We start from the raw sequence: 24,589 nt of genomic DNA, 5'->3' as shown, positions 1-24,589 counted from the left end.
GGGCGCGATCCGCCGATCGCGCCCGACAAGGTCGTGACGCCGGATCGCGCATGACGGGCCGCGGCGCCCGACGGCACGCCCGCGCGCGCGACACTTGCCTCGCCGGTCGTTGCGCCCCACAATCGGCCTTGTCCCCTCCTATCGGCGGCTCCCTTCATGGCCTATGCCTCGCTCGCCACCGGCTTACTGCTCGCCGGCGGCACTGGGTCGCGATTCGATCCCGACGGCCTGCGCAACAAGCTGCTCGCCCCGCTCGCGCGGGGCACCACCGTCGCACATCAGGCCGCTCATCAACTACTGCTGATCGTTCCCAACGTCATCGCGGTCGTGCGGCCCGGCTCCGAAACGCTCGCCCGCGCGCTCAACGAGGCGGGCTGCAGCGTGGTGTTCGCGGCCGACGCGACGCGCGGCATGGGTGCCAGCCTCGCGGCCGGCGTGGCGGCGAGCGACGATGCGGAGACGTGGCTCGTCGCGCTCGCGGACATGCCCTGCATAGAGGCCTCGACGATCGAAGCCGTCGCGCGCGCCGTGGACGGCGGCGCTTCGCTCGTCGCGCCGTACTATCGCGGCCAGCGCGGGCACCCGGTCGGCTTCGGCCTCGAGCATCGCGCGGCCCTGCTCGCGCTCGACGGCGACGAGGGCGCGCGCGCGCTCATCGCCGCCCATCCCATCACGCGCATCGACGTGGACGACCCCGGCATTCTGCGCGACGTCGATACGCCCGACGATCTGCACGGCCTCTAATCGGCAGGCCGTTTTTTAGTGCTTCAACGGATCGCTTCGTCGAACGCGGCGAGCAGACGGTCGACGTCGGGCGCGTGGATGTCGCCCATCGTCGAGATGCGGAACAGTTGCGAGGACAAGCCGCCCTGCCCCGCGTAGATCACGAAGCCGCGCGTCTTCAGCGCGTCGTGCAGACGGTCGTATCCGACGCCGGCCGGCAGCCGGTAGGCCCGCAGCACCACCGACGCGTCGCCGACCGGCAGCACGCCTTCGATGCCGCGCACGGCGAGCCCTGCCCGCGCCTGCTCGGCAAGCGCCGCGTAGCGCGCATGGCGAGCGCGCCAGCCGCCCTCGTCGGCGAGTTCGCGCAGCGCCTCGACAAGCGCGTAGTACGCATGCACCGATGGCGTGAACGGCGTGTTGCGATGATCCTGCAACCGGGCGAGCCGCGCGAGGTCGAGATAGTAGGCCCGGCTCGCCGCCCGTTCCAGCGCGTCGCGTCGCGCCACGACGAACGCCGCGCCCGGCACGCCGTGCAGGCACTTGTTCGCCGTCGCGGCCACGGCCGCGATGGCCGTATCGCCGAAGTCGATCTCCTCGGCCGCGAAGCTGCTCACGCCGTCCACCAGCAGTTGCACGCCGCGCGCGCGGCACGTCGCGCCGAGCGCGCGCAGATCGTTGAGCCGCCCCGTCGTCGTTTCGTGATGGATCACGGCGACGTGCGTGAACGCGCGGTCCGCGTCGAGATGCGCCGCGATGCGCGCGAGATCGGGCGCCTGCATCCAGTCGTGCTTCACAACCTCGTGCGCGATGCCGTACTGCGTCGCAATCTGCGTGATGCGCTCGCCGTAGACGCCGTTCTCGATCACGAGCAACTTGCCGTCGGCCGGCACGAGCGAGGCCACCATGCTTTCGACGGCCGCCGTGCCCGAACCCGTCAGCAGTACGGCCTGCCACGCCTTCGCGTCGAGTCCGTACACGCCGACGAGCCGCGCGCGCGCCTCGTCCTGGAGATCGAAGAACTCGCTTTCGCGATGGCACAGGTCCGTTTGCAGCAGGCTGCGCCGCACGCGCTCGGTCAGCGTGACGGGGCCGGGGTTGAGCAGCAGCATCTCAGCGAACTCCTTCGGCGGCACCGATGTGGCGCATCAGACGCGCTTTCACTTCGGGCGGGGTAATGGTGGGACGCGGCAGGCCGTCGGGCGTGCCGCGCCGGATCGCGATGCGCACGAAGCGCGGGCCGCCGCGCGCTGCGGAGGCCGCGGCGCGGGGCTCGCGCGCCGCCTGCAGCACCGCGTCGAGCGCCCCGAGATCGTCGCTCTCGACAGCCTCCGCATAGCCGCAGGCCGCGGCCACGCCGGCGAACGAGACCTGCGGCGAGACCGTCGCCTGGCCGCCCGTCGAATCGTGCGAACCGTTGTCGAGCAGCACGTGCGTGAGATTCGCGGGGCCGTACGCGCCGAGCGTCGCGAACGCGCCCATGCGCATGAGCGCGGCGCCGTCGCCGTCGAGCGCGATGACCGAGAGGTCCGGCCGCGCGAGCGCGAGACCGAGCGCGAACGGCGTCACGCAGCCCATCGAGCCGACCATGTAGAGCTGGTTCGCGCGGTCGTCGAGCGCGTAGAGCTCGCGTCCGCAGAAACCCGTCGAGGCGATCACGACGGTCGAATCGGCAGGCGTGCGCGCGATCACGCGTTCGAGCGCGTCGCGCCGCGACGGCAGCGCGTCGGCCTCGCGCGCGTTCCAGCGCGCCTGCACGGGCACAGCCTCACGCCGCGCGGGCGCCTCGCCCGGCTTGAGCGCGTAGGGCGCGACGCTGCCCTTCTGCATCACGAGCGCGTAGGGGCGCCCCGTCTCGTCCATATACGCGATCGCCCGATCGAGCGCCGGGCCGACCGCCCCGGCTTCGGTCGGGAACGTCTCCCACGGCACTTCCATCGTGTCGAGCATCTGCGGCGTGACGGGCCCCATCAGCGCGTGCTGCGGCTCGTCGGCGACGCCCGGCTGGCCGCGCCACGTGACGATCAGCAGTTGCGGCAGCCGGAACGTCCACGTGAGCGAGGTGAGCGGGCTCACGGCGTTGCCGAGCCCCGAGTTCTGCATCATCGTGATGCCGCGCCGGCCCGCGAGCGCCACGCCCGCGATCAGCGCGACCGCATCGCCCTCGTTGGCCGCCGATACGTAGTGCAGCGACGGGTCCTGCAGCACGTAGTTGATGAACGGCGTGAGGAACGAGCACGGCACGCCGGCGTACCAGTCGAAGCCGCGCGCGCGCGCCGCCTCGACGAACTGCGCCGCCTCGATCATGCCTTGTCTCCGGCGCCGCTCTCCGCCCCGATCGCGCCGAGCGGCGTCTGCGCGTGCGCGAAGTCGCCCGCGCGGCGGAAGTCCTCGAGATCGTTCACGCCGCGCCAGTGGCCGTGCACGTACTGCACCTCGATCTGCTCGCCCGCGTCGATCAGCGCGTTGAGCAGCGCCGGCATGTCGAGCGTGTCAAAATCGTCGCGCCGGCGCAGCTCGGCCAGCTTCGCGGCCAGCTTCTCGCCGCCCGCGCCGCGCACGTTCAGCAGCCCGACCCAGCGGCCGTGCGGCGCGCCCTCGCCGGTCGCGTGCGGCGCGTCGGCCTGGCCGCTCGACACGCGGCGCAGCAGCACGCGGTTGCCGAACAGGTCGCGATCGTCGGCCGCCGAGCACCAGGCGAAATCGCGCACGCTGCTGTTCTCGGTCGCCGGCGACGAGTCCACGACGACGCAGAAGTCGGCCTCGCTCTCGACGAGGTCGCGCACGATGTAGCTGCGAAACAGCAGGTCGCCGTACGAGATGACCGTGTCGCCCGCGAGCCGGTCGGCCGCGCATGCGAGCGAGGCAAGCTCGCCCGTCTGCTCGTGGCGCTCGTTGACGACGAGCCGGATGCCGGCCGTGTCGATCGCGTCGGCGCGATAGCCGCCCACCACCGTGATGTCGTTGACGCCCTGCTTCTTGAAGCCGTCCACGAGCCAGCGCAGGAGCGGCTTGCCGGCGACGGGCAGCATGACCTTGGGACGGTCCGTCGTCACCGCGTCGAGGCCGGTGCCGCGGCTTGCCGCGAGCACGACGGCCGAACCCGACTGGCTCGACGCCGACAGGTAGCGGCTCTCGGCCTCCGAGTATTCGTCGGCGTCCTGCAGACGGAAGATCTCGCCGACGGGCGCGATGCGGTCTTCGATGTCGACGAGCGTCTCGCTCTCGTGAATCTGCTTCGCGACCGCCTGCATCGCGGACGTGGCCGCGCGCACGAGATGGTTCGCCCAGATCACGACGCTGATGCCGGCCTTGCGGAACGCCTCGGTCGGCGTGCTGTAGTACTTGGTCGGCACGATCACGAGCGGGCCGCGGCCCGCCCATTCGCGCGCGAACGCGAGAATCTCGTCGGGTTTGGAGAGCTTGCTGTGAATGAGGATCGCGTCGGCGCCCGCGAGCCGGTACGCCTCCGCGCGCCTGAGCGCTTCGTCCATACCCCAGCCCGCGATGAGCGCCTCGACGCGCGCGACGATCGAGAAATGCTCGTCGTTCTGCGAGTCCTTGCCGGCCTTGATCTTGCCGCAGAACTCGTCGATCTCGGCGAGCGGCTGGCGCTCGCCGTTGATGAAGCTGTTGGTCTTGGGAAACTGCTTGTCCTCGATGCAGACGCCCGCGATGCCGCGCTGCTCGAGTTTCCTCACGAGACGGCGCACGTTGTTGAAGTTGCCGTAGCCCGTGTCGCCGTCGAGCAGGATCGGCAGGTCGCTCGCGTCGGCCATGAACTCGAGGTTGTCGACCACCTGGGTCCAGCTCGCCTCGTTGTTGTCGCGCACGCCGAACTGCGCGGAAATCGACAGGCCCGAGCCCCAGATCGCCTTGAAGCCGGCCTCGCGCGCGATCCGCGCCGACAGGCCGTTGTGCGCTTCCATCAGGAATTCGAGCTCGTTGCTGAGAAGCATCTGGCGCAGCCGGGCGCTGCGCGATGCGGAAACCATCACGGGTTCGCGTGCGTTCATCGTGTCACTCCTGCAGGACGGCGCAATTGCGGCAGCACCTGCTGCGCGGCGCGCGTCACATCGTTGGGAAAATCTATCTCGATCCACGGCGCGCCCGTCACGTCCGCCGTCTCGAACTGCGCTCCGCGCTCCAGCAGCAGGTCGCGCAGCGCCTCTTCGTGCGGCAGGTTCGAGCGCCCGCCCTCCACGTACCCCGCCACGATCCGCGCGAACCGCCGCGCCGTCTCTTCGTTCAGCCGGAAAAACCCCACCGATTCCCCGATCGTGTCGTACTCGAGGCTCACCGCCACCTGCTTGCGCAGCTCCACCGGTACCCCGTTTCGCAGGCACAGCTTCACCGGCTCGTCGCCGGCTTCGAAGTCGCGGTCAATCAGCAAACGGTTCGCCGGGCCCGCGCCCGCCACCAGTGGCCCGAGCACCCGCTCGTCGTAGAGCACGTCCGCATCCATCAGCAGCACGTCGCCGCCGCGTTCGAGCGCTCCGGCCACGCAATGCACCGTCAGCACGCTGCCCAGGTCGAAGCGCGGATTCAGCACGATCTCCACTTCATGCGGCCAGCCGATGCGCGCGAGCTCCGCCTCCACGCGCTCGGGCTGGAAGCCCAGCGCCAGCGTCACCTCTGTCACGCCCAACGCTTCGAGCAGTTGCAGGTGCCGTTCGAGCAGCGTCACGCCCTCGAAGCGCAGCAGGCATTTCGGAAATTGTTCCCCGGGAGGTTGCTGAAGCCGCAGGCCGAGACCCGCGGCAAGAATGATGGCGCGCATGAGTGTCGAGGGAGAGTGGTGGAGGCCCCTGGCTGGCTTCTGACCTTGCTTTTTATGGTCTGGTCGCGCTTCCCGTCGCGGGTCGCCTCACGGCTGCGCGGCCGCGCAGCGTCGCTGGCCGGGCCAAAGTCGCGACTATAACGGAATTGACACATCGTTGCTGTATGGCACCCCGAGTCGTGGCGAATCCTGTCATCACATGTCAATTTGTGGCTTTTTATGCCGATTTTTCGTGGATATTGGATCATCCCTGCACCGGGGTCCGTCGCCGTCGGACGTCCCCTTCGTGCCTCGCGATGCCCGCTCGCGCAGCCAGGGTTTGTCCCTGCTGTCCCGGCGTGTCGCACGACCGTAAACAAGACAGGAACAGAGGAGACAGCCGGGATCGATCGCCATGAAAAACATGACTCTCAATAGAAAGCTCGGCTCGATGATCGTCATCCTGTGGGTAGGACTGCTTTTGATCGGTGCGTTCGGCGCCTGGCAAACCCGCCTGTCCATGACGCTCGACCGGAAAACCCAACTCGCCTCGCTCGTCGAGGAAGCCGTCAGCATCGCCAACCATTACTACGCGCTCTCGCAGCGGCACGTCCTCAGCGAAGACGACGCCAAAAGGCAGGCGCTCGATGCGATCGGCGCGATCCGCTACGGACAGAGCGGTTATCTGAGCGTGAACGACGCGCGGCCCGTCATGCTCATGCACCCGACGCAGCCGCAGTTGATCGGCAAACCGCTCGCCGACTACGCCGACCCCAACGGCAAGCACCTGTTCCTCGAAATCGTCCGCATCGGCAACGGCCCCTCGGGCGGCGGCTTCCTCGACTACCTCTGGCCCAAGCCCGGCTCGACGGCCGCGGTGCCGAAATTGAGCTACGCGCAACGCTTCGCGCCCTGGGGCTGGTATCTCGTCACCGGCATGTACATGGACGACGTGAGCGCCGCGTTCTACGCCAGCCTCGCGCACTGGCTCGCCATCACCGTCGCGCTCGGCGCGATCTCGACCGTCGTGATGAGGCTCGTGCTGCGCAGCGTGCGCGGCAGCCTCGGCGGCGAGCTCGAAGTCGCCATCGAGGCCGCGCGACGCATCGCGCACGGCGACCTTACGGGCCCGGTGAGCGCGGCGGGCCGCAATCCGCGCAGCCTGATGCGCGCGCTCCAGACGATGCAGACGGGCCTCGCCGACACCGTCGCGCGCGTGCGCAGCGGCGCCGAGAACATCAACGTCGGCGCCAACGAGATCGCGGCCGGCAATACGGACCTCTCGCAGCGCACCGAGGAGCAGGCCGCCGCCCTCGTCCAGACGGCGTCGAGCATGGACCAGATGACCGCCAACGTGAAGCAGAACGCCGACAGCGCCGGGCAGGCGGCGCGCCTCGCGGGCGAAGCGGCCGACGTCGCCGTGCGCGGCAGCGAGGTCGTCGACGACGTGGTGCGCACGATGGGCGACATCACGGCGCACTCGCAGCAGATCGGCGACATCATCGGCGTGATCGACGGTATCGCATTCCAGACCAACATCCTCGCGCTCAACGCGGCCGTGGAAGCGGCCCGCGCCGGCGAGCAGGGCCGCGGCTTCGCGGTGGTCGCGGCCGAGGTCCGCAGCCTTGCGCAACGCTCGGCGAGCGCCGCGAAGGAGATCAAGGCGCTGATCGAAAAGTCGACGCAGACCGTCGCGCAGGGCTCGACGCTCGTCGCGAACGCCGGCGCGACGATGGGCGAGATCGTCCGGTCGGTCCGGCAGGTCAACCGGATTCTCGAAGAGATCAGCCACGCCTCGCGCGAGCAGAGCGCCGGCATCGAGCAGGTGAATCGCGCCGTCGGCGAGATGGACCAGGTCACGCAGCAGAACGCGGCGCTCGTCGAACAGGCAGCGGCAGCCGCGCACTCGCTCAAGGACCAGGTGACGGACCTGCGCGAGGCGATCGCGAGTTTCCATCTGCCGGCATCGCGCGATGCAGCCTGAGCGATGGACCCCGGCGGCCGGCCTGCTTCGCCCGCTTTTCGGGTTATGCTCGCCGCTTTATCCGGTTGCCCCCGATTAGACGAAACTCGCCGCCCATGAACCACCTCGCCCAACTCGCCGCCATTGCCGGCGTCATGCTGCTCGCCTGCGTGAGCCCCGGTCCCGATCTGCTCGCCGTCACCTCGCACGCGTTCTCGCGCCGTCGCGCGGGCCTGTGCGCGGCGGCCGGCATTTCCACGTCGCATGCCCTCTGGGCGACGCTCGCCGTGTTCGGCCTCGGCCTCATTCTCGCGAAGCTCGCCTGGCTCTACATGGGCATCCGCATCGCGGGCGCGGCGTATCTGCTCTATCTCGGCGCGAAGACGCTGATCGGCCTGCGCCGGCCCGCGGGCGAAACCGCCGTGCCGGCCGCGCGGCCGGCCAGCGGCCCGCAGGCGTATCGGCGCGGACTGCTCGTCGGCCTGACCAACCCGAAGGGCGCCGCGTTCTTCGGCAGCCTGTTCGTGACCGTACTGCCCGTGCACGCGCCGCTCTGGGTGCACGGCGCCACGATCGCCACCGTGGCCGTCGTCTCGATCGTCTGGTTCACGGCGATGGCGCTGCTCTTTTCGACCGGACGCGTGCAACGCGGCTACTCGAAACTGCGCCGTCCCGTCGACGCGTTGATGGGCACCGTGCTCGTCGCGCTCGGCGCGAAGCTCGCGTTCGACCGATAGCTTCGGCAGTACGCCGTCGCGGGACGGGGAATGCAACGTCCGTCGATAGCCTCGCCGGCTATCTTCATTCCCGCCTCGCGCGCGAGCGCCGTCCCGTTCGTCGCGCGGTGCCGCCCTCCACGTGACCGCGCGAGCCGGCGACTCTGATACGTATGCTTACAAGTGCTCACGGTTTTGCGCCGGCATCCCCGCTAAGCTGAATCCCGTCGATGGCCTCCTGTCGCGGCACCAGCCAGACAGACCACGCGACGACGAACTCGAAGAGGAGGATGAATGAAGACCCGAAGCTGGAACAAGCCCACGCGCGCCATCGTCACCGCGCTGCTCGCAAGCGGCGCACTGCTCGGCGCCGGTAGCGCCTTCGCCCAGGCTCAGCCGTACGCGCTGACGACCGACACGTCCGAAGCCGTGGGCGAGGCGCACCTGCTGCCGGTGGACCTGCACGTGTCGATCGGCTGGCACGGCAACCGTTACTGGGACGGCCATCGCTACTGGGCGCACGACGACTGGATGCACCGCCATCCGCACGATCCGGGCCCGCCCCGTGGTCGCGACGACCGTCGTCCGCCGCCCGGTCAACACTACTGATCGTCACGACGCCCGCTGTCCGGAGCGTCGCCGTTTCAGCGACGGCATAACGACAAGGCCGGTTTTCCCGTCGTGGGAAAACCGGCCTTGCCGCATTCGGCATTCGGCCGCGAGGAACGGAAGCACGCGTACCGCGCGCCGTCGCGCCGCCCCGGCGTCAAGCACCCCTGTCATTTTTTGATAAGAATTGCCGCTCTATTTTGATTCACGTAATCTGGACTCGCCTTTGAGAACAGGCGAGCTTTGCACTCACGCCCCGGCCGCACGAGCCTCGTTCGGCCGGGCTTTTTTCCGGCAAGCCGGAAAAATTCGCGCTGCGTAAGCGAGCGCAAACGATGTCGTCCGGCCCCGGTGATCATCGGGGCCATCAGATCGAGGCGCCTTGCTTCGGAGTTCTTGTCGGCCGGCCGCCCTCTCGCGATTCGCCGGCCCCGGTCGCCATTCGTTAACGCCGCCTCGCCGCGCCATTCGCGGTTGCGCTGCCGGCCGCCGTTGACGCAATCCGCTTCGACCGTCCGCCTCGCCCCTTCCCCGCTTCGCCCTCAAACCTGAGCGATTTACCAGGAGACCCTGAGCCTCGTAGGGGCTCTATCTCTAAAATCGGACTAAAAAGCCCGAGGACGCCGGATTGGCGGCCTTCGCACGCCCATCCAGCAAGGAAGACCATGCGCAACAACCAGCCCGTCACGCAGCAGGAGTACGACTACCCGCCCGCCCAGATGCTCGTCTCCGCGACCGACCTGACCGGCCGCATCCAGTACTGCAACCCCGCGTTCGTCTCGGTTTCGGGCTACTCGAAGGAAGAACTGGTCGGACAGCCCCACAACGTCATCCGCCACCCGGACATGCCTCGCGAAGCGTTCGCCGACCTCTGGACGACGATCCGCTCGGGCAGCCCCTGGTCGGCGCTCGTGAAGAACCGGCGCAAGAACGGCGATCACTATTGGGTCCGCGCGAGCGTCACGCCGGTCGTCGAGCAGGGCAGGACGGTCGGCTACCTGAGCGTGCGCGTCAAGCCGGGCCGCGACGAGATCCGTGCGGCCGAGGCGCTCTACGCGAAGCTGCGCGAAGGCCGGCTGCGCGGCCGGGTGCTGCTGGGCGGCCAGCTCGTGCGCACCGGGCTCGCGGGCCGACTCCAGAAGCTCCTGCGCGTCCCCGTCGCCGCGCGCGCCGCGATCAGCTACGCGGTCGCGCCCATCGCGCTGCTGGCAGCCGGCCTCGCCGCCTGGCAGGGCATGCCGCCCGCGCCGTTCTGGATCGCACTCGCCGTCACGACCGCCCTGAGCCTCGCCTCCTGGCAGCTCGTGGCGCGCACGCTCGGCGAACCGCTGCGCGACCTCTCGGGCGTCTCGCGGCGCATGGCCGCCGGCGACCTGACCGCCGAACTCGTGGTGACGCGCCAGGACGACCTCGGCGACATGCTGCGTGCGATGAACCAGTTGAAGGCCAACCTCACCGCGATCGTGCGCGACGTGCGCACGCAGATCGCCGGCGTGCTCGACGCGGCGCGCAGCATCTCGGAGAGCAACGTCGATCTCGCGCGCCGCACCGAAATGCAAGCCGCCTCGCTAGAGGAAACGGCCGCCACGATGGAACAGCTCACGGCGACGGTCCAGGCCAACGCCGACTCGAGCGAGCGGGCGCTCGAACTCGCGAAGAACGCTCAGGCCGCGGCGGCGGCGGGCGGCAGCGTCGCCGGCCAGGTCGAACAGACGATGGCCGGCATCGCCTCGGCCTCGCACCGCATCGCCGACATCATCGGCGTGATCGACGGCATCGCGTTCCAGACCAACATCCTCGCGCTCAACGCGGCCGTGGAAGCGGCCCGCGCCGGCGAGGCCGGCCGTTCGTTCGCGGTCGTGGCGAGCGAGGTGCGCATGCTCGCGCAGCGCTGCGCGTCGTCGGCGAAGGAAATCAAGTCGGTCATCGACGAAAGCACGGCCGAGATCACGCAGGGCACCGAACTCGTGATGCGCACGACCGCGCAGATGCGCGAAATCGACGAGGCCGTGAGCCGCGTGTCGTCGATCATCGTCGAAGTCGCCAACGCGAGCGGCGAGCAGGCCGACGGCATTCGTCAGATCAATCAGGCCGTCTCGCATCTCGACGGCGCCACGCAGCAGAACGCCGTGCTCGTCGAGCAGGCGGCGGTGACGGCGCAGCGGCTCGCGGAACAGGCCGACGTGCTCGACGAGGCCGTGCGCCTCTTCACGGTCGAGGCGCCGGGCACCGCCGTCGCCGGGCGCGGCAAGCCGGCCGCTCAGCCGGCGGCGGCCGTCACGGCCTGAGCACGACCTCGAACGCGGGGCGCGCCGTCGCCCTGCCGTACCAGTCGGCGAGCGCGGGCAGCGTCTCGCGCTCGCCCACGCGATCGGCGAAGCGATCGCCGAGATCGATCCACCGATGCACGCACAGGGCGACGACGAGGTCCGCCAGCGTGAAGCGGTCGCCCGCGAGATACGGCTGCCCTTGCAGCACGCCGTCGGCAATCGACAGCAGGCGCGAAGCGCCGTCGTACGACCCGGCGATCGCCCGATAGTCGCGCTGCGCCTCGGGCGTGCGGGTCAGACCGAGAAACGCGACGCGCAGCGTCGCCCACAACGTACCCAGTTGCCAGTCCATCCAGCGCTCGACGTCGGCTCGCGCACGCGCGTCCGCGGGCAGCAGCGCGCCGTCGCCGTACGCCGTCGCGAGATAGCGCGCGATGCTGTTCGATTCCCAGAGCACGAAGTCGCCGTCGACGAGCGTCGGCACGAGACCGTTGGGATTGAGCCGGCGATACTCGGGCGTGTCGATCACGCCGAACGCCAACCCCGCGTCGATCCGCTCGAAATCACGTCCCTCGACGCGGCCAAGCTCCGCGAGACACCACAGCACCTTCTGGACGTTGATCGAACTGCGTCGCCCGTACAGCTTCATGAACGCTCCTCCTTTGTCTGCCAGCGCGTCGTATCGCGAGCGAGGCACCGTGTGCCCGGCCCACGCGGTGGCCGCGAGTTCGCGAGCCACGGCGCAGTATCGGCTTCGTGCGCCGGTTCGGCAACCGGAATGGGGACGGACGGACGCGCTCGCCGGAAGAGACGACCTCGCGCGTTATCGCGAGTTATGGCGAATCGGATTGAACACGTGAAAAGGAAACGTTTTTAATCGCGACGAACGCTGCGTGAACGCCGTTATCGTCTTCTCAATGACGACGCTCGACGTCATCGCGAAGACGACGAATAAAAAAGAAAAAAATCGCTTGAAGCGCGAGGCGCGCTGCGGTCAGCGCGACACAACGGGACATAACGGAATAGGCGCTCCACTCTACGTTCACGCCAACGTTGTCGCTTGCCGTCGCGTGGCGGATGGCAAGCCGGTGTGCCGGCCCGTCGAGAGGCAAACGTTCCATGCCGCCCGTTCCCCGTTTTCTTGCGCCATTCGCATCGCACTCAAATTGAAGTCGTCAATGCGTCGATGCGCGTTTTGCGATTACCACACTTCATCGCAAACACAGCGGCAATTACAGGGGTCTGTCCCGTGCGATCTATCTCGTCGACCTGGATTTTGGAACCGTAGAATGAAAGGTTCCGGGCTCGATCCTGACGATGGACTGGACCCATTTACTGGCACGTCATCGACCAGGTTTTCCCCACAACCGTCAAATATCGTCAGGAATCAGAATGGAAACGTTTCCCGACGATATCCTCGCGACACTTAGTTGTCAAGGCGCAAGAGAACAGAATGAGCAAGAACGAGTCGGACGCCCCGCGCGGCAGGCCAGGCATCAAGGCCGTAGCCAAGCTTGCCGGCGTCGGAATCGCGTCGGTATCCCGGGTGCTTTCGGGACAGCCGGGAGCCAGTCCACAACTTACGCAGCGCGTGCTCGAGGCCGCACGCGAACTCGGCTATACCCCCAACGCACTGGCGCAAAGCTTGAGGCGGCGCACCACGCGCTCGATCGGCTTCGTCGGTTCGGACATCACGAATCCGCTGATCGCCGCGATCGTGAGCGGCGCGGAAAGCACGCTGAGCCACGCCGGTTATTCCGTTTTACTGACTAATTCGGGCGGCGTGCCCGGCATGGACGCGCGGCGCATCGAGGTGCTGCTGCAGCGCCAGGTGGACGGACTCATCGTCGTGCCGACGTTCGAGGACGAGCCCGACACGCTCGCGACGTTGCGCAACACGAGAACGCCCGTGGTGCTGGTCGATCGCACGCTGCCCGACGACGTCGGCGCGCACTACGTGCTGTCCGATCACTACCGCGGCGTGAGCGACGCGATGCGGCAGCTGCTGGCCGCCGGACACGAGCGGATCGGTCTCGTCGTCGGACGCGACGTGCGGCCCACGCGCGAGCGCATCCGCGCGGCGCAGGACGCCTATGCGGCCGCGAATCTCGCCCCCGATCTGCTGATCCATCGCGGCACGCTCTCGTCCGATCACGGCGAGGAAGCGCTGGAGTCGATGCTGTCGGACGCGAAGCCGCCGACCGCCGTGCTGCTCGGCGGCAACCAGTTGCTCGAAGGCACCCTGCGCGTCGTGCGCCGGCGCAGCCTCCTGCTCGGCCGCGATCTGTCGCTCGTCTGCTGCGACGACGTTCCGCTGAGCCGCCTCCACCAGCCGCCCATCGCAACCGTGACGCGCGACTCGACGCTGCTCGGCAAACGTGCGGCCGAACTCCTGCTCGCGCAGATCGGCTCGCCGGGGCCGAGCGAACCCGTCTATCTGCCGACCTGGTTCGAGGCGCGCGCGAGTTTCAGCCCGCGCAAGACGGGCGCGGCGAACGGCCGGCACGAATCCGCCTCGCAGCGGGCCGACTGAGCGGGAACGGGATTGAACGAAGAAGGCCGGGCGGCAGTGCGCCGCCCGGCCTTCTTCGTTGCCGGTCGAAACCGGATGCGTCGGAGAAAACGTCCTGTCCGACCGGACAGCGAACGGCATGACGAAATACGACGATCGGGATAGCGACCGTTACGTCTGCGCCGGACGGCGCGCGACGAAATCGATCTCGACGAGCGCATCGCGCGCGAGCCCGGTCACGCCGATGCAGGTGCGCGCCGGCAACCGACCCGGCGGGAAATAGGCCGAGTAGGTTTCGTTCATCGCCGCGTAGTCGCGCTTGAACTCGGTCAGGTAGATGCGCACGGACAGCACGTGCTCGAGCCCGAGTCCCGTGCCCTTCAGCACGAGAATCAGGTTGTCCATCACCCGCTTCGTCTGCGCGACCACGCCCTCGGGCAGCGGCGCGCCGTCGTCCTCGGGGAACGTCGGCATCTGGCCGGTCACGAATACCCAGCCGTCCTGTTCGGTTGCGTGGGAGAACGGGGCAACCGGCGTCGGCGCGCCCTCGACCATCCAGAATTTCGTCGGCGAATCCATCCTGCCTGGCTCCATGCAAAAAAGCCGCGCATGCGCGCGTCGGGGTGACGTTCCGGGAAAAACCAGCCGCGCAGGCGCGGCACAAAAAAATACCCCGGCCGGACGTGATCGGAACGGCGCGGGGACAGGAGGCAAAAAATTGCCCGCCTACCTTAACAGAGACCGAAATTTTCCATCAACCGGAAAATAAATAGGCCCGGCGCGACCCCGTTCCATCGCCCCGGAACAAAATCCGAAAAAAATCAGGACGAAAAATCCGTCGAGGCCGAGAGCGCACGCCACGCTTCCGTTTCCTGTTCGACGAAGGCGTTCTTCTCGGCGATCGCCTTCAGCGTGTCGGTGCCGAGCGGCAGACGCAGCGGCGGATGCGGCGCGTCGACCAGACTGACGAGCGCCGCCGCGAGCCGCTCCGGATCGCCCGGCTGCCGACGGTTGAGGCCCGCCGCCCGGCGGCGCACCGCGCCGGCCGTCGCGTCGTAATCGTCGATCACGTCGGGCGCGACGACGAGCGACGAGGCATCGAGAAAGTCGGTGCGGAAGTAGCCGGGTTCGACCACGGTCGCATGAATGCCGAGCGGCTCGAGCTCGCGATGCAGCGCCTCGGTCAGGCCCTCGACCGCGAACTTCGTCGAGCAGTACACGCCGAAGCCCGCCGAGCCCCGGTAGCCGCCGATCGACGAAATGTTCACGACGTGCCCCGAGCGCCGCGCGCGCATCGCCGGAAGCGCGGCGCGCGTCACGTTCAACAGCCCGAACACGTTGGTGTCGTACATCCGGCGCACGTCGGCGTCGCGCGACTCTTCCACCGCGCCGAGCAAACCGAAGCCCGCGTTGTTGACGAGCACGTCGAGACGGCCGAAGCGCGCGAGCGCGGCGTCGACGGCGGCGCGGGCCTGAGCCTCGTCGGTCACGTCGAGCCGCAACGGCAGCAGCGCGGGCGAATCGCCGAGGCGCGCGACGATCGGCTCGACGTTGCGGCCGGTCGCGACGACGGCGTTGCCGTCGGCGAGCGCCGCCTGCGCGATCAGCGCGCCGATGCCGCGCGAGGCGCCGGTGATGAACCACACCCGCTTGAACGCGGGTCGGGAAGCAGTCGTCATGAGGTCTCTCCTGTCGGGACGATGAAAGCGAACCCATGATAGGCAGCGCGACTAGCCAAAACTAGACGCCGATTGCTAGACTGATAATCAACTTTAATTTGCGAATCCCACGCGCTCCCTGCCCGGCCATGAACGAAATCCGCGCCATCACGACGTTTATCCGGGCCGCGACGCTCGGCAGCCTGCGCCGGGCGGCCGTCGATCAGGGCATCTCGCCCCAGGCGGCGAGCCACGCCGTGATGCAGCTCGAAAAGGAACTGGGCGTGCGGCTCTTTCATCGCACGACGCGCAAGCTGAGCCTGACCGAGGAAGGACAACGCTTCTTCGAATCGGTGCAACCGGCCGTGTCGATGCTCGCGGCCGCGCTCGACGACGCGCGTCGCGCCCGGCAGGAAATCGCCGGGCCGCTGCGGATCAGCGCGCCGCGCACGCTGGGCCGGCCGATGCTCTGGCAGCCGTTCTGCGCGTTCGCCGAACGCTATCCGGACGTGCAGCTCGACGTCCAGTTCGACGACCGCTTCACCGATCTCGTCGCCGAACGGGCCGACGTCGGCTTCCGGGGCGGCTCGCCGCCAGCCGCGGGGTCGATCGCGCGACGGCTCATGCCGATCCAGCTCATCGTCTGCGCGTCGCCCGACTACCTCGCGCGCCACGGCGCGCCGGCCTCGATCGACGACCTCGCCCGACACCGCTGCACGGGCTATCGCCGCGCGAACACGGGCAAGCTCGCGCTCTGGGAATTTCAGCTCGGCGACGAAACCGTCTATCGCGACGTACCCGCCGCGTTCTGCGCCAACGACACCGAAGCGGAAGCCGAGGCCGTGCTGACGGGCTATGGAATCGGGCAGCTCGCGAGCTTCACGGCCGTCCCGCCGATTCGCGCAGGGCGTCTCGTGCCGCTCCTCACGCCGTACGTGGCGCAGCGCGAGTCGATCTACGTCTACTACCGGCATCGCACCGAGCAGCCGCTGCGCGTGCGCACGTTCATCGACTTCATGGTCGAGCGGCTGGCCGACAACCCCGCGTTCCGCCTGACGGACGACGAACTGCGCGACCCTCGCCTCGCGACGCGGCGCGGGCTTCGGTAGGCGCGAACGAAGAACCGGGGGAAACCGGGGGAGGAAGGAAACGGAACGAGGCGGGGCGCCCCGCGAAAAACCTACCGCCCGGCAATCGGCTCGCGCAGCGCGGCCGGCCGCGGCGGCACGCTGCCGGGCGGCGGCGCCGAGGCGTTACGCAGCCGCTCGACCGAGCGGCTCGTCATGACGAAGTCGATGAACTGGCGCACGCGCACCGGGATGCGCTCGCGCTGGGCGTAGTACATGAAGATGCCGAGGCGATGCGTCGAGAGTTCGGGCAGCAGTTGCACGAGCGTACCGTCGCGCAAATCCCCGGTCACCATGTAGGTCGGCAACTGCCCGACGCCGATGCCCGCGCGCACCGCGCAGATTTCCGTCTCCACGTCGTTGAAGGTCGCGACGGCCGGGATCGGCTGATAGACGAACTCGCCGCCCACCTGCAGCTCCCAGGGCATCGGGCGCCCCGTGTTGGGATGCCTGAAGCCCGTGCAGCGATGCGCGAGCAAATCCTCCACCGACGCGGGCGCGCCGTGACGCGCGAGGTAGTCGGGCGAAGCGCAGATGATGAGTTCCATCGGGCTCAGCGAGCGCGCGATCACGCTGCGCTCGGGCTCGCTGCCCGCGCGAAAGCCGATGTCGATCTTCTGCGCCACGAGGTCGGTGAAGTGGTCGTCGAGCGCGGCTTCGAACTGCACGTCGGGATGGAGCGCCTGGAATTCGGCGATCAGCGGCACGACGAGCTGCAGGCCCAGCGAGCGCGGCGCGGTGATCCGGATCGTGCCGCCGAGCTGCTGCTTCGCGTAGATGGTCTTGTCCATCGCCTCGTCGAGCAGGCGCAGGCCCGCCTCGGCGAGCTCGAAGAGACGGCTGCCCTCGTCGGTGAGGCTGACGCGCCGGGTCGTCCGATGCAGCAGACGGATGCCGAGATGCGCCTCGAGCTGGGCGACCGCGCGGCTCACCGCCGGGGTCGTCAAGCCGGTGTCGAGCGCGGCCTGGCTGAAACTGCTCGCGCGGGCGACGCTCAGAAAAATGCCGAGTACCTTTGTCGTGTCCATGTCGAATCGTCGGCGGATGTGCCGGGACGAAGGCCGCGGCGAGGCGCGGCCCGCCGGCCGGGCCGGTCGCGCGAGCGCCGCGCGCGCGGAGAAAACGCGGCGCGGCGGATCGCGGTTGGGGGGGAAACGTCGAGCTGACCTTTCAAGATACCCGCAAGCCTATCCGAGCCGGGCCTGCCGGGCAAGACCCCGCCGCCGGCGGGCAGCGCCGGCGAACGGCGGAACGAGGCGGACGGACGGGCCGGAAGCCGCCGCCGGCCCCTTTCCGCCAGCGTCAGGCAACGGACAGCGGGCAACGGCAGCGGGAAACCCGCCGCGAGCCGCTACGCCCCCGCCCCTTTTGACGGACCCGCGTTCAGACGCCGGCGAAACTCGACGCGAAAGCGGCGACACCGGTAGCGACGCCGGCATCGTCCGCCGCCTCACCGGGCAGCGCGCAGGCCGACATCCCCGCCGAAAGCGTGCCGAGCGCCGCCTTGGCCGCCTCGACGTTGACCGCGCGTACCACCTCGACGTTGTTCTTGCGGGCAGTCAGCTCGGCGAGAATCGACAGCGCGATCTCGGGCGGCGTGCGGCTGCCGATGTAGAGGCCGACCGGCCCGTGCAGCGCGGCCAGCTCGGCGTCGGTCACGCCGAACAGTTTCAGCCGCTCGCGCCGCGCCGCGTTGTTGCGCCTCGACCCGATGGCGCCGACGTAGAACGCCGGCGTCTTCAGCGCCTCCATCAGCGCGAGGTCGTCGAGCTTCGGGTCGTGCGTGAGCGCGACGACGGCCGAGCGCGCGTCGAGTTGCATCGCCAGCACCGTGTCGTCGGGCATGGTCCGCACGAGCCGCGTGCCGCTCGCCTGCCAGCCGTCCGCATACTCCTCGCGCGGATCGCAGACGGTCACGTCGTAGCCGAGGCCCGTCGCGACCGTCGCCACGTAGAACGACAGTTGTCCCGCCCCGATCAGCAGCATCCGGTAGCGCGGGCCGTGCACCGTCGAGAGCGCGCGGCCGTCGAAGCGCAGGCTCCCGGACGCCGCCGACGGCGCGATCCGCGCGCGGCCCGTGGCCATGTCGAGCGTGCGCGAGACGAGCCGCCCCGCGCGCACGGCCTCGATCAATTCGCCGATCCGGCTTTCGGCGCGCAGCGGCTCCAGCACGAGGCGGATCGTGCCGCCGCACGGCAGGCCGAAGCGATACGCTTCCTCGGCGCTCACGCCGTATTCCGCGACGCGCGGCGGCGCGTCGTCGATGCCCTCGCGCCGCACGCGCCCGATCAGGTCGTCCTCGATGCAGCCGCCCGAAACCGAACCCGCCGTGCGGCCGTCGTCGCGCACCGCGAGCAGCGAGCCCTCGGGCCGCGGCGACGAACCCCACGTCGCCACGACCGTGACGAGCAGAACCCGGTGGCCGCCGTCGAGCCAGCGCTGCGCGGCCGAGAGCACTTCCGTGTCGATACTTTCCATGTCGATTGAGCCATCCGGCCGGGCCCGCGCGAAACAGGCGGGGCCCGGCCGCGCACCGTGGCGGCGCGGCCGGCGCGCCTACGCGCTCAGCGGCGCCGATTCGTCGATCAGCTTGTCGAGCGTGATGGGCAGCTCGCGCACGCGCTGGCCGGTCGCGTGATAGACGGCATTGGCCACCGCCGCCGCCAGCCCCGTCGCACCGATCTCGCCGATGCCGCGCACGCCGAACTCGTTGAGCTGAAGGTCCGGGTAGTCGAGCAGGATCACGTCGATGTCGGGCTGGTCCGCATGCACGGGCACGACGTACTCGGCGTAGTTGTTGTTGCCGGGCCGTCCGCTGCGCGGGTCGTACTCGGTGCCCTCGAAGAGCGCCATGCCCATGCCCATGATGATCGCGCCCTCGACCTGGTTGCGCGCCGTGAGCGGATTGACGACGTGGCCGACGTCGATCGCGCTCACCACGCGCGCCACGCGCAGGTGCGAGATGCCCGGGTCCCAGCGCACCTCGACGAAGTGCACGCCGAACGAGCGGAACGAATACTGGCCGACCGGCGCGCCCGGCGTGTGGGCGTACCCTTCGGCGCTCGCGAGCCGCTGGCCCTTGAGCACCGTCGCGAAGTCGACCGAGCGGTCGCCGTGCGTGAGGCGGCCGTTGCTCACGGCGATGTCGTCGGGCTTCACGCCGGCGAAATAGGCATTGCCGGTCGTCGCGAACAGCTTGAGCTGCGTCGTGGCGTGGCGCGTGGCCTCGGCGATGGCCGGCATCACGCTCGCGGTCGCCCACGAGCCGCCGGAGACCGGCGCGTCGGGGAACGACGAGTCGCCGAGCTTCACTTCAATCTGCCCGATCGGCAAGCCCGTCAGCGCCGCGACGGTCTGGGCCGCGATCGTGTAAGTGCCCGTGCCGATGTCCTGCACCGCGCAGGTCACGGAGGCCGTGCCGTCGCTGAGCAGTTGCACGCGCGCCTCGGCCGGCGTGCGGTAGGCGTCCCAGTTGCAGGCGGCCATGCCGTAGCCGATCACCTCGTTGCCGTCGCGCATCGAGCCGACGCGCGGATCGCGCTTCGCCCAGCCGAAACGCGCGCCCGCCTGCTCGATGGCCTCGTGCAGATGGTTGCTCGACCACGGCAGGTTATCCGCCTCGTCGCGCGTCGAGATGTTGAGCAGACGAAACTGCATCGGGTCCATGCCGGCCTGCAGCGCGAGTTCGTCGATGGCCGACTCCAGCGCGAAGAGCCCCGGCGCCGCGCCCGGCGCGCGCATCGAGGTGGGCGTGCCGCGGTTCACCTGGGTCGTCTGATGGCTCACGAGCACGTTCGGGCACGAGTAGAGATTGCGCGAGACGCCGCCGCAATTCTCGACGTACTGATCGATGTACGAAGTCGCGTTGATGGACTCGTGGCGCAGCGAGGTGAGCCGCCCGCTCGCATCGGCGGACAGGCGCAGGTGCTGCTTCGTCTCCGGCCGGTGGCCCGTGGTCGTGAACATCTGCGCGCGCGGCACGACGAGTTGCACGGGACGGCCGACCGCGCGCGAGACGGCGCTCGCGGCCACCGAATGCGGCCACATGAAGAGCTTCGAGCCGAAGCCCGAGCCGATGAACGGCGCCTCCACGACGACCTGGTCGGGCGTCAGGCCGAACACGCGCGCGATCGTGTTGCGATGGACCGTCACGCCCTGCGTGGACTCGTACAGACGCAGCGTGCCGCCGTCCCAGTACGCGACGCTCGCGTGCATCTCCATCGGATTGTGTGTTTCGACGGGCGTGCGGTAGACCGCGTCGATGCGGTGCGGTGCGCTCTCGAAGGCCGGCTCCGGGTTGCCGCGCGCGTGGCCGCGGCCGCCGTCGCGCGTGCCGCCGGCGGCCACGCCCTCGTCTAGGGTCGTGAGCGGCTTGTTCGTCGCGTACTGCACCGACACCTTGCCGGCCGCCTCGCGCGCGTGCGCGAACGTGTCCGCGACGACGAGCGCCACGAACTGGCCGGCATAGCTCACGTTGGCGTCCTCGAACGGCAGCCGGCGCTCGCTCGTCACCGACGCGCCGAGGTTATCCCTCGAAAACGGAATGGGCGGCACGCGGTAAAGCCGCGGGAAGTTCTCGTGATGAAAGATTTCGATGACGCCGGGTGTGCGGCGCGCCGCCGTCGTGTCGATGCGCAGCACGCGGCCGCTCGAAACGGTGCTGAACACCCCGTAGGCGTACACCATGCCGCTCGGGTGCTGGTCCGCCGCGTAGCGGGCCGCGCCCGTCACCTTGAGCCGGCCGTCGATGCGGCGCTGCGGTTGACCGATGATCTGTTCGTTCATGTCGTGTTCTCGCCAGTGAGCCGTCGCGTTGTCAGGCGACGAGCGACGACAGGTTGCGGAAGACGGCCTGCTGGCCGAGCGCGATCTTGAAGCCGTTCTGCCCGTACGAGCGCGCGCCGTCGAGCGCGACGGCCGCCGCGCGGCGGAACGTGTCCGGGCTCGCGGGCTGGCCCTTGAGCACGGCCTCGGCGTTCTGCGCGCGCCATGGCTTGGTCGCGACGCCGCCGAGCGCGAGCCTGGCATCGCGTATCGTCGAGCCGTCGAGCACGAGGATCGCCGCGCTGGAAGCGAGCGCGAACTGGTACGAGGCGCGGTCGCGCAGCTTCAGGTAGCCCGAGCGGCTGTGCGCGAGCGGCGCGTCGAGCGTGACGTGCGTGATGATCTCGCCGTCGCCGAGCGCATGCTCCTTCCACGGCGTGTCGCCGGGCAGCAGATGGAAGTCGAGGAAGTCGACGTCGCGCGCCGCGCCGTTCGGCCCCTGCACCTGGACGGTCGCGCCGATGGCCGCCATCGCGACGCACATGTCCGACGGATGCGCGGCGAAGCACTGGTCGCTGCCGCCGAGCACGGCGTGAACGTTGCGGTTCAGTCCGCCCACGGCCGAGCAGCCCGAGTTCGGCTCGCGCTTGTTGCAGGCCGACACGCCGTCGCGGAAGTAGCCGCAGCGCACGCGCTGCATGACGTTGCCGGCCGTCGTCGCCTTGTTGCGCAATTGCGTGCTCGCGCCGGAGAGCAGCGCCTCCGAAAGCACCGGGTAGGCCGTGCGGATGTGCTCGTTGCGCGCGAGCTCGGTGTTCGTGACCATCGCGCCGACGCGCACGCGGCCGTCGCCAAGCACCTCGATGCGGTCGAGATCGAGCCGGTGGATGTCGACGACGCGCGCCGGGCGCATCACGTCGAGCTTCATGAGGTCGAGCAGCGTCGTGCCGCCCGCGAGATAGACCGCGTCCGAGCCCTGGGCGCGCGCGGCCATTGCGTCGTCGAGCGAGGCGACGCGTACGTAGTCGAAGGCGCGCATCAGCCGGTCCTCCCCATCTTGCCGCGGGCCGTCTGGACCGCCGCGATGATGTTCTTGTACGCTCCGCAGCGGCAGATGTTGCCGCTCATCGCCTCGCGCACCGAATGGTCGTCGGCGGGAATGCGCGCGTCCTTGAGCACCGCGACGGCGCTCATCATCTGCCCGGACGTACAGTAGCCGCACTGGTAGGCGTCGTGCTCCCAGAAGGCTTCCTGGACCGGATGCAGGCGGCCGTTGTTCTCGAGCCCCTCGATGGTCGTGATGCTGTCGCCGTCGTGCATGAGCGCGAGCGAGAGGCACGAGTTGATCGACACGCCGTTCGCGTGCACCGTGCAGGCGCCGCACTGGCCCAGGTCGCAACCCTTCTTCGTGCCCGTCAACTGGAGCTGGTCGCGCAGCACGTCGAGCAGGATCGCGTTGGGCGCGACGCGCAGCTTGTACAGCGTGCCGTTGACGGTCAGTTGCAGCGGCAGCAGGTCGCCGCTTCCGGCCACGGCTGCCGCGACGGTCGCGGCATCGGCCGGCGCGTCGGGCGTCTGCGCCTCGGCCCGCTTCGCCACCAGCGTGCCGCTCGCGGCGGCAACGCCCGACGCGCCGACCGATTGCAGAAACCGCCGTCGCGATACGCCGCCCGAAGGCGACGCCGTTTCTTCGACCGGCGCGTCGACGGCGCCGTCAGGTTCGTTTCGCTGAGTCATGTGTGGACCACCTCGAATGAAAATCGCCCCGGTGAATGGAATCCGGGCGAATGTCCGGTTGCGCGTCTCGCCGGCCCCGGACCGGAATACCCGCCGGACGGCGTCTTCCGGACGCATGCGACAACTGCGCGACACTGTGCGAAAACCGGGCGACAATCGCGTCGCGCGCCTCCCCGTGCGTCCCCGCGGCCGGACCGTGCCGCGAGTAGCGCATCCGATGATAGGGCGACATGTGCCGCATCGGCCAGCTCATTTGATACCGCAATCATCAACAGTGATTTAGAGAAAGCTTAAAAGTTCGGGTTATTGTTGTGGTTTACATTGCGACAGCCGTGTCCGGGCGCCGTCATTGTTCACAAACGGTAAATTTTGTCTGTGACGCCGCGGTAATTTAAAACGCGGACCGATCACCTAGAATGAAGGGGCTGCGCAAGCGCCGTTCCGTTCAACGGACGTTCGCGCGAGCCGGCGCCGTCATCCGAAGACCTTCCTTCACGCGCTGCGCCGCCGGCTCGCCGTGCCGTGCCCTCGGGACACGGCACGGCGCCGATACCCCGCGGTATCGGGCACGGCGGGCGGCCGCAGCGCCGCCCGCACCCGCCGACTGTCGACACCCTTGTAAAGTCAGGAACCTCTATGCAAACGAAAGCCTATGCCGCTCAATCCCCCAGCACGCCGCTCGGGCCGATGACGATCGAGCGCCGCGAGCCCGGTCCTCACGACGTCGCCATCGACATCCTGTACTGCGGCGTTTGTCACTCCGACCTGCACACGGTGCGCGGCGAATGGCCGGGCATCCTGTATCCGAGCGTGGCGGGCCACGAGATCGTCGGGCGCGTCACCGCCGTGGGCTCGTCCGTGACGAAGTTCAAGACCGGCGCGCTCGTCGGCGTCGGCTGTATGGTCGATAGCTGCCGCGGTTGCCCGTCCTGCGAGGGCGGCTTCGAACAGTATTGCGACAAGGGCTTCATCGGCACCTATAACGGCAGCATCTTCGGCGGCTCCGAAAACACCTACGGCGGCTATTCGACCGCGATCGTCGTCGACGAACATTTCGTGCTCTCCGTCACGCACGACGAGAAGGACCTCGCGGCCGTCGCCCCGTTGCTCTGCGCCGGCATCACGACGTGGTCGCCGCTGCGCCACTGGAAAGTGGGACCGGGCATGAAGGTCGGCGTCGTCGGCATCGGCGGCCTCGGCCACATGGGCATCAAGCTCGCCCACGCGCTCGGCGCGCACGTCGTCGCGTTTACGACTTCGGCGAACAAGCGCGAAGCCGCGCATGCGCTTGGCGCCGACGAGGTAGTGGTGTCGCGCAACGCCGACGAGATGGCCAAGTACGCCGGCTCGCTCGACTTCATCCTGAACACCGTGGCCGCGCCGCAGGACCTCGACGCGTTCATCGGACTGCTCAAGCTCGACGGCACGATGACGCTGGTCGGCCTGCCCTCCACGCCGCACCCGTCGCCGTCGGTCGCGCCGTTCATCTTCAAGCGCCGCTCGCTCGCCGGCTCGCTCATCGGCGGCATCGCGGAAACGCAGGAAATGCTCGACTTCTGCGCGAAGCACGGCATCACGTCCGACATCGAGGCGATCCGCATGCAGGACATCGAGGAAGCCTACAGCCGCATGCTCAAGAGCGACGTCAAGTACCGCTTCGTCATCGACATGGCCTCGCTGAAGGCCGCCGCCTGACGAGCTGAAAGCAGCCGGAACGCCGGCAAGGACGCGCGGCCGGCCCCGCCGGCCGC

General features: G+C 69.0%; 21 protein-coding genes. 8 read left to right on the top strand and 13 right to left on the bottom strand.

Annotated elements, in window-relative coordinates; genetic code table 11:
• Nucleotides 1-156: 156 nt before the first annotated feature.
• Nucleotides 157-744 carry a nucleotidyltransferase family protein gene (locus tag CY652_RS08645; protein WP_102130297.1) on the top strand — a complete coding sequence of 196 codons (588 nt, stop codon included), beginning with the start codon at nucleotides 157-159 and terminating at the stop codon, nucleotides 742-744.
• A gap of 23 nt (nucleotides 745-767) precedes the next feature.
• Here the strand turns inward: CY652_RS08645 and CY652_RS08640 are convergent, their stop codons facing one another.
• Genes CY652_RS08640 through CY652_RS08625 form a run of 4 tightly spaced genes read right to left on the bottom strand, consistent with a single transcriptional unit; the run spans nucleotide 768 to nucleotide 5,503 of the window.
• On the bottom strand, nucleotides 768-1,835 hold the full coding sequence (locus CY652_RS08640; protein ID WP_102130296.1) for a 2-aminoethylphosphonate aminotransferase: 1,068 nt from the start codon (nucleotides 1,833-1,835) through the stop codon (nucleotides 768-770).
• A 1-nt stretch (nucleotide 1,836) separates the two neighbouring features.
• Nucleotides 1,837-3,030, bottom strand: a complete 1,194-nt coding sequence (gene aepY, locus CY652_RS08635; protein ID WP_102130295.1) for a phosphonopyruvate decarboxylase — start codon at nucleotides 3,028-3,030, stop codon at nucleotides 1,837-1,839.
• Entirely contained in the window at nucleotides 3,027-4,739 is a 1,713-nt protein-coding gene (aepX, locus tag CY652_RS08630) for a phosphoenolpyruvate mutase (RefSeq protein WP_102130294.1), read from the bottom strand. The genes aepY and aepX overlap by 4 nt, the downstream gene beginning before the upstream one ends.
• On the bottom strand, nucleotides 4,736-5,503 hold the full coding sequence (locus CY652_RS08625; RefSeq protein ID WP_102130293.1) for a phosphocholine cytidylyltransferase family protein: 768 nt from the start codon (nucleotides 5,501-5,503) through the stop codon (nucleotides 4,736-4,738). The genes aepX and CY652_RS08625 overlap by 4 nt, the downstream gene beginning before the upstream one ends.
• Before the next feature lie 394 nt (nucleotides 5,504-5,897).
• On the opposite strand from CY652_RS08625, the gene CY652_RS08620 reads away from it, so the two are divergent.
• From CY652_RS08620 to CY652_RS08605, 4 genes are all read left to right on the top strand, one after another.
• Nucleotides 5,898-7,466, top strand: a complete 1,569-nt coding sequence (locus CY652_RS08620; protein ID WP_374703635.1) for a methyl-accepting chemotaxis protein — start codon at nucleotides 5,898-5,900, stop codon at nucleotides 7,464-7,466.
• A 95-nt stretch (nucleotides 7,467-7,561) separates the two neighbouring features.
• Complete coding sequence (locus CY652_RS08615; RefSeq protein ID WP_102130292.1) at nucleotides 7,562-8,182, top strand: LysE family translocator; 621 nt, start codon at nucleotides 7,562-7,564, stop codon at nucleotides 8,180-8,182.
• A 273-nt stretch (nucleotides 8,183-8,455) separates the two neighbouring features.
• Nucleotides 8,456-8,770: a hypothetical protein gene (locus CY652_RS08610; protein WP_102130291.1), complete on the top strand. Its 315-nt coding sequence runs from the start codon at nucleotides 8,456-8,458 to the stop codon at nucleotides 8,768-8,770.
• A gap of 665 nt (nucleotides 8,771-9,435) precedes the next feature.
• Nucleotides 9,436-11,058 (top strand): methyl-accepting chemotaxis protein, encoded by a 1,623-nt coding sequence (locus CY652_RS08605; protein ID WP_102130290.1) that lies wholly within the window; start codon nucleotides 9,436-9,438, stop codon nucleotides 11,056-11,058.
• On the opposite strand, the gene CY652_RS08600 is transcribed toward CY652_RS08605, so the two are convergent.
• Together CY652_RS08600 and CY652_RS23905 are read right to left on the bottom strand one after the other, a co-directional pair.
• A complete protein-coding gene (locus tag CY652_RS08600; RefSeq protein ID WP_102130289.1) occupies nucleotides 11,048-11,689 on the bottom strand; it encodes a glutathione S-transferase family protein in 642 nt (213 codons plus the stop codon). The two genes, CY652_RS08605 and CY652_RS08600, sit on opposite strands and share 11 nt — an antisense overlap.
• A 265-nt stretch (nucleotides 11,690-11,954) precedes the next feature.
• Nucleotides 11,955-12,161 (bottom strand): hypothetical protein, encoded by a 207-nt coding sequence (locus CY652_RS23905; protein WP_146010048.1) that lies wholly within the window; start codon nucleotides 12,159-12,161, stop codon nucleotides 11,955-11,957.
• Between the two features lie 332 nt (nucleotides 12,162-12,493).
• On the opposite strand from CY652_RS23905, the gene CY652_RS08595 reads away from it, so the two are divergent.
• Nucleotides 12,494-13,573 carry a LacI family DNA-binding transcriptional regulator gene (locus tag CY652_RS08595; protein WP_102130288.1) on the top strand — a complete coding sequence of 360 codons (1,080 nt, stop codon included), beginning with the start codon at nucleotides 12,494-12,496 and terminating at the stop codon, nucleotides 13,571-13,573.
• 150 nt (nucleotides 13,574-13,723) lie between these two features.
• Here CY652_RS08595 and CY652_RS08590 read toward each other — a convergent pair whose 3' ends face one another.
• Complete coding sequence (locus CY652_RS08590; protein WP_102130287.1) at nucleotides 13,724-14,131, bottom strand: RidA family protein; 408 nt, start codon at nucleotides 14,129-14,131, stop codon at nucleotides 13,724-13,726.
• A gap of 242 nt (nucleotides 14,132-14,373) precedes the next feature.
• On the bottom strand, nucleotides 14,374-15,231 hold the full coding sequence (locus CY652_RS08585) for an oxidoreductase (RefSeq protein WP_102130286.1): 858 nt from the start codon (nucleotides 15,229-15,231) through the stop codon (nucleotides 14,374-14,376).
• A 128-nt stretch (nucleotides 15,232-15,359) separates the two neighbouring features.
• On the opposite strand from CY652_RS08585, the gene CY652_RS08580 reads away from it, so the two are divergent.
• Complete coding sequence (locus CY652_RS08580; protein ID WP_102130285.1) at nucleotides 15,360-16,319, top strand: LysR family transcriptional regulator; 960 nt, start codon at nucleotides 15,360-15,362, stop codon at nucleotides 16,317-16,319.
• 71 nt (nucleotides 16,320-16,390) lie between these two features.
• On the opposite strand, the gene CY652_RS08575 is transcribed toward CY652_RS08580, so the two are convergent.
• From CY652_RS08575 to CY652_RS08555, 5 genes are all read right to left on the bottom strand, one after another.
• Complete coding sequence (locus tag CY652_RS08575) at nucleotides 16,391-17,365, bottom strand: LysR family transcriptional regulator (protein WP_102130284.1); 975 nt, start codon at nucleotides 17,363-17,365, stop codon at nucleotides 16,391-16,393.
• 355 nt (nucleotides 17,366-17,720) lie between these two features.
• A complete protein-coding gene (locus CY652_RS08570) occupies nucleotides 17,721-18,815 on the bottom strand; it encodes an XdhC family protein (protein WP_102130283.1) in 1,095 nt (364 codons plus the stop codon).
• A gap of 78 nt (nucleotides 18,816-18,893) precedes the next feature.
• Nucleotides 18,894-21,122, bottom strand: coding sequence for a xanthine dehydrogenase family protein molybdopterin-binding subunit (locus CY652_RS08565; protein ID WP_102130282.1), 2,229 nt, complete (start codon nucleotides 21,120-21,122; stop codon nucleotides 18,894-18,896).
• 31 nt (nucleotides 21,123-21,153) lie between these two features.
• A complete protein-coding gene (locus tag CY652_RS08560; RefSeq protein ID WP_102130281.1) occupies nucleotides 21,154-22,140 on the bottom strand; it encodes an FAD binding domain-containing protein in 987 nt (328 codons plus the stop codon).
• On the bottom strand, nucleotides 22,140-22,838 hold the full coding sequence (locus CY652_RS08555) for a (2Fe-2S)-binding protein (protein WP_102130280.1): 699 nt from the start codon (nucleotides 22,836-22,838) through the stop codon (nucleotides 22,140-22,142). The genes CY652_RS08560 and CY652_RS08555 overlap by 1 nt, the downstream gene beginning before the upstream one ends.
• A gap of 636 nt (nucleotides 22,839-23,474) precedes the next feature.
• On the opposite strand from CY652_RS08555, the gene CY652_RS08550 reads away from it, so the two are divergent.
• Nucleotides 23,475-24,533, top strand: a complete 1,059-nt coding sequence (locus tag CY652_RS08550) for an NAD(P)-dependent alcohol dehydrogenase (RefSeq protein WP_102130279.1) — start codon at nucleotides 23,475-23,477, stop codon at nucleotides 24,531-24,533.
• The last annotated feature ends 56 nt before the right edge of the window (nucleotides 24,534-24,589 follow it).

It is taken from the genome of Burkholderia sp. WAC0059, from assembly GCF_002870125.1.
In the GTDB taxonomy this organism is placed as follows: domain Bacteria; phylum Pseudomonadota; class Gammaproteobacteria; order Burkholderiales; family Burkholderiaceae; genus Paraburkholderia.
This window is presented reverse-complemented; position numbering and strand designations above follow the sequence as displayed.

Excerpts from the sequence above, each read along its gene's own strand:
- CY652_RS08645 (WP_102130297.1), top strand. The coding sequence starts at position 157 with ATGGCCTATGCCTCGCTCGCCACCGGCTTACTGCTCGCCGGCGGCACT.
- CY652_RS08640 (WP_102130296.1), bottom strand. The coding sequence starts at position 1,835 with ATGCTGCTGCTCAACCCCGGCCCCGTCACGCTGACCGAGCGCGTGCGG.
- aepY (WP_102130295.1), bottom strand. The coding sequence starts at position 3,030 with ATGATCGAGGCGGCGCAGTTCGTCGAGGCGGCGCGCGCGCGCGGCTTC.
- aepX (WP_102130294.1), bottom strand. The coding sequence starts at position 4,739 with ATGAACGCACGCGAACCCGTGATGGTTTCCGCATCGCGCAGCGCCCGG.
- CY652_RS08625 (WP_102130293.1), bottom strand. The coding sequence starts at position 5,503 with ATGCGCGCCATCATTCTTGCCGCGGGTCTCGGCCTGCGGCTTCAGCAA.
- CY652_RS08620 (WP_374703635.1), top strand. The coding sequence starts at position 5,898 with ATGAAAAACATGACTCTCAATAGAAAGCTCGGCTCGATGATCGTCATC.
- CY652_RS08615 (WP_102130292.1), top strand. The coding sequence starts at position 7,562 with ATGAACCACCTCGCCCAACTCGCCGCCATTGCCGGCGTCATGCTGCTC.
- CY652_RS08610 (WP_102130291.1), top strand. The coding sequence starts at position 8,456 with ATGAAGACCCGAAGCTGGAACAAGCCCACGCGCGCCATCGTCACCGCG.
- CY652_RS08605 (WP_102130290.1), top strand. The coding sequence starts at position 9,436 with ATGCGCAACAACCAGCCCGTCACGCAGCAGGAGTACGACTACCCGCCC.
- CY652_RS08600 (WP_102130289.1), bottom strand. The coding sequence starts at position 11,689 with ATGAAGCTGTACGGGCGACGCAGTTCGATCAACGTCCAGAAGGTGCTG.
- CY652_RS23905 (WP_146010048.1), bottom strand. The coding sequence starts at position 12,161 with ATGGAACGTTTGCCTCTCGACGGGCCGGCACACCGGCTTGCCATCCGC.
- CY652_RS08595 (WP_102130288.1), top strand. The coding sequence starts at position 12,494 with ATGAGCAAGAACGAGTCGGACGCCCCGCGCGGCAGGCCAGGCATCAAG.
- CY652_RS08590 (WP_102130287.1), bottom strand. The coding sequence starts at position 14,131 with ATGGATTCGCCGACGAAATTCTGGATGGTCGAGGGCGCGCCGACGCCG.
- CY652_RS08585 (WP_102130286.1), bottom strand. The coding sequence starts at position 15,231 with ATGACGACTGCTTCCCGACCCGCGTTCAAGCGGGTGTGGTTCATCACC.
- CY652_RS08580 (WP_102130285.1), top strand. The coding sequence starts at position 15,360 with ATGAACGAAATCCGCGCCATCACGACGTTTATCCGGGCCGCGACGCTC.
- CY652_RS08575 (WP_102130284.1), bottom strand. The coding sequence starts at position 17,365 with ATGGACACGACAAAGGTACTCGGCATTTTTCTGAGCGTCGCCCGCGCG.
- CY652_RS08570 (WP_102130283.1), bottom strand. The coding sequence starts at position 18,815 with ATGGAAAGTATCGACACGGAAGTGCTCTCGGCCGCGCAGCGCTGGCTC.
- CY652_RS08565 (WP_102130282.1), bottom strand. The coding sequence starts at position 21,122 with ATGAACGAACAGATCATCGGTCAACCGCAGCGCCGCATCGACGGCCGG.
- CY652_RS08560 (WP_102130281.1), bottom strand. The coding sequence starts at position 22,140 with ATGCGCGCCTTCGACTACGTACGCGTCGCCTCGCTCGACGACGCAATG.
- CY652_RS08555 (WP_102130280.1), bottom strand. The coding sequence starts at position 22,838 with ATGACTCAGCGAAACGAACCTGACGGCGCCGTCGACGCGCCGGTCGAA.
- CY652_RS08550 (WP_102130279.1), top strand. The coding sequence starts at position 23,475 with ATGCAAACGAAAGCCTATGCCGCTCAATCCCCCAGCACGCCGCTCGGG.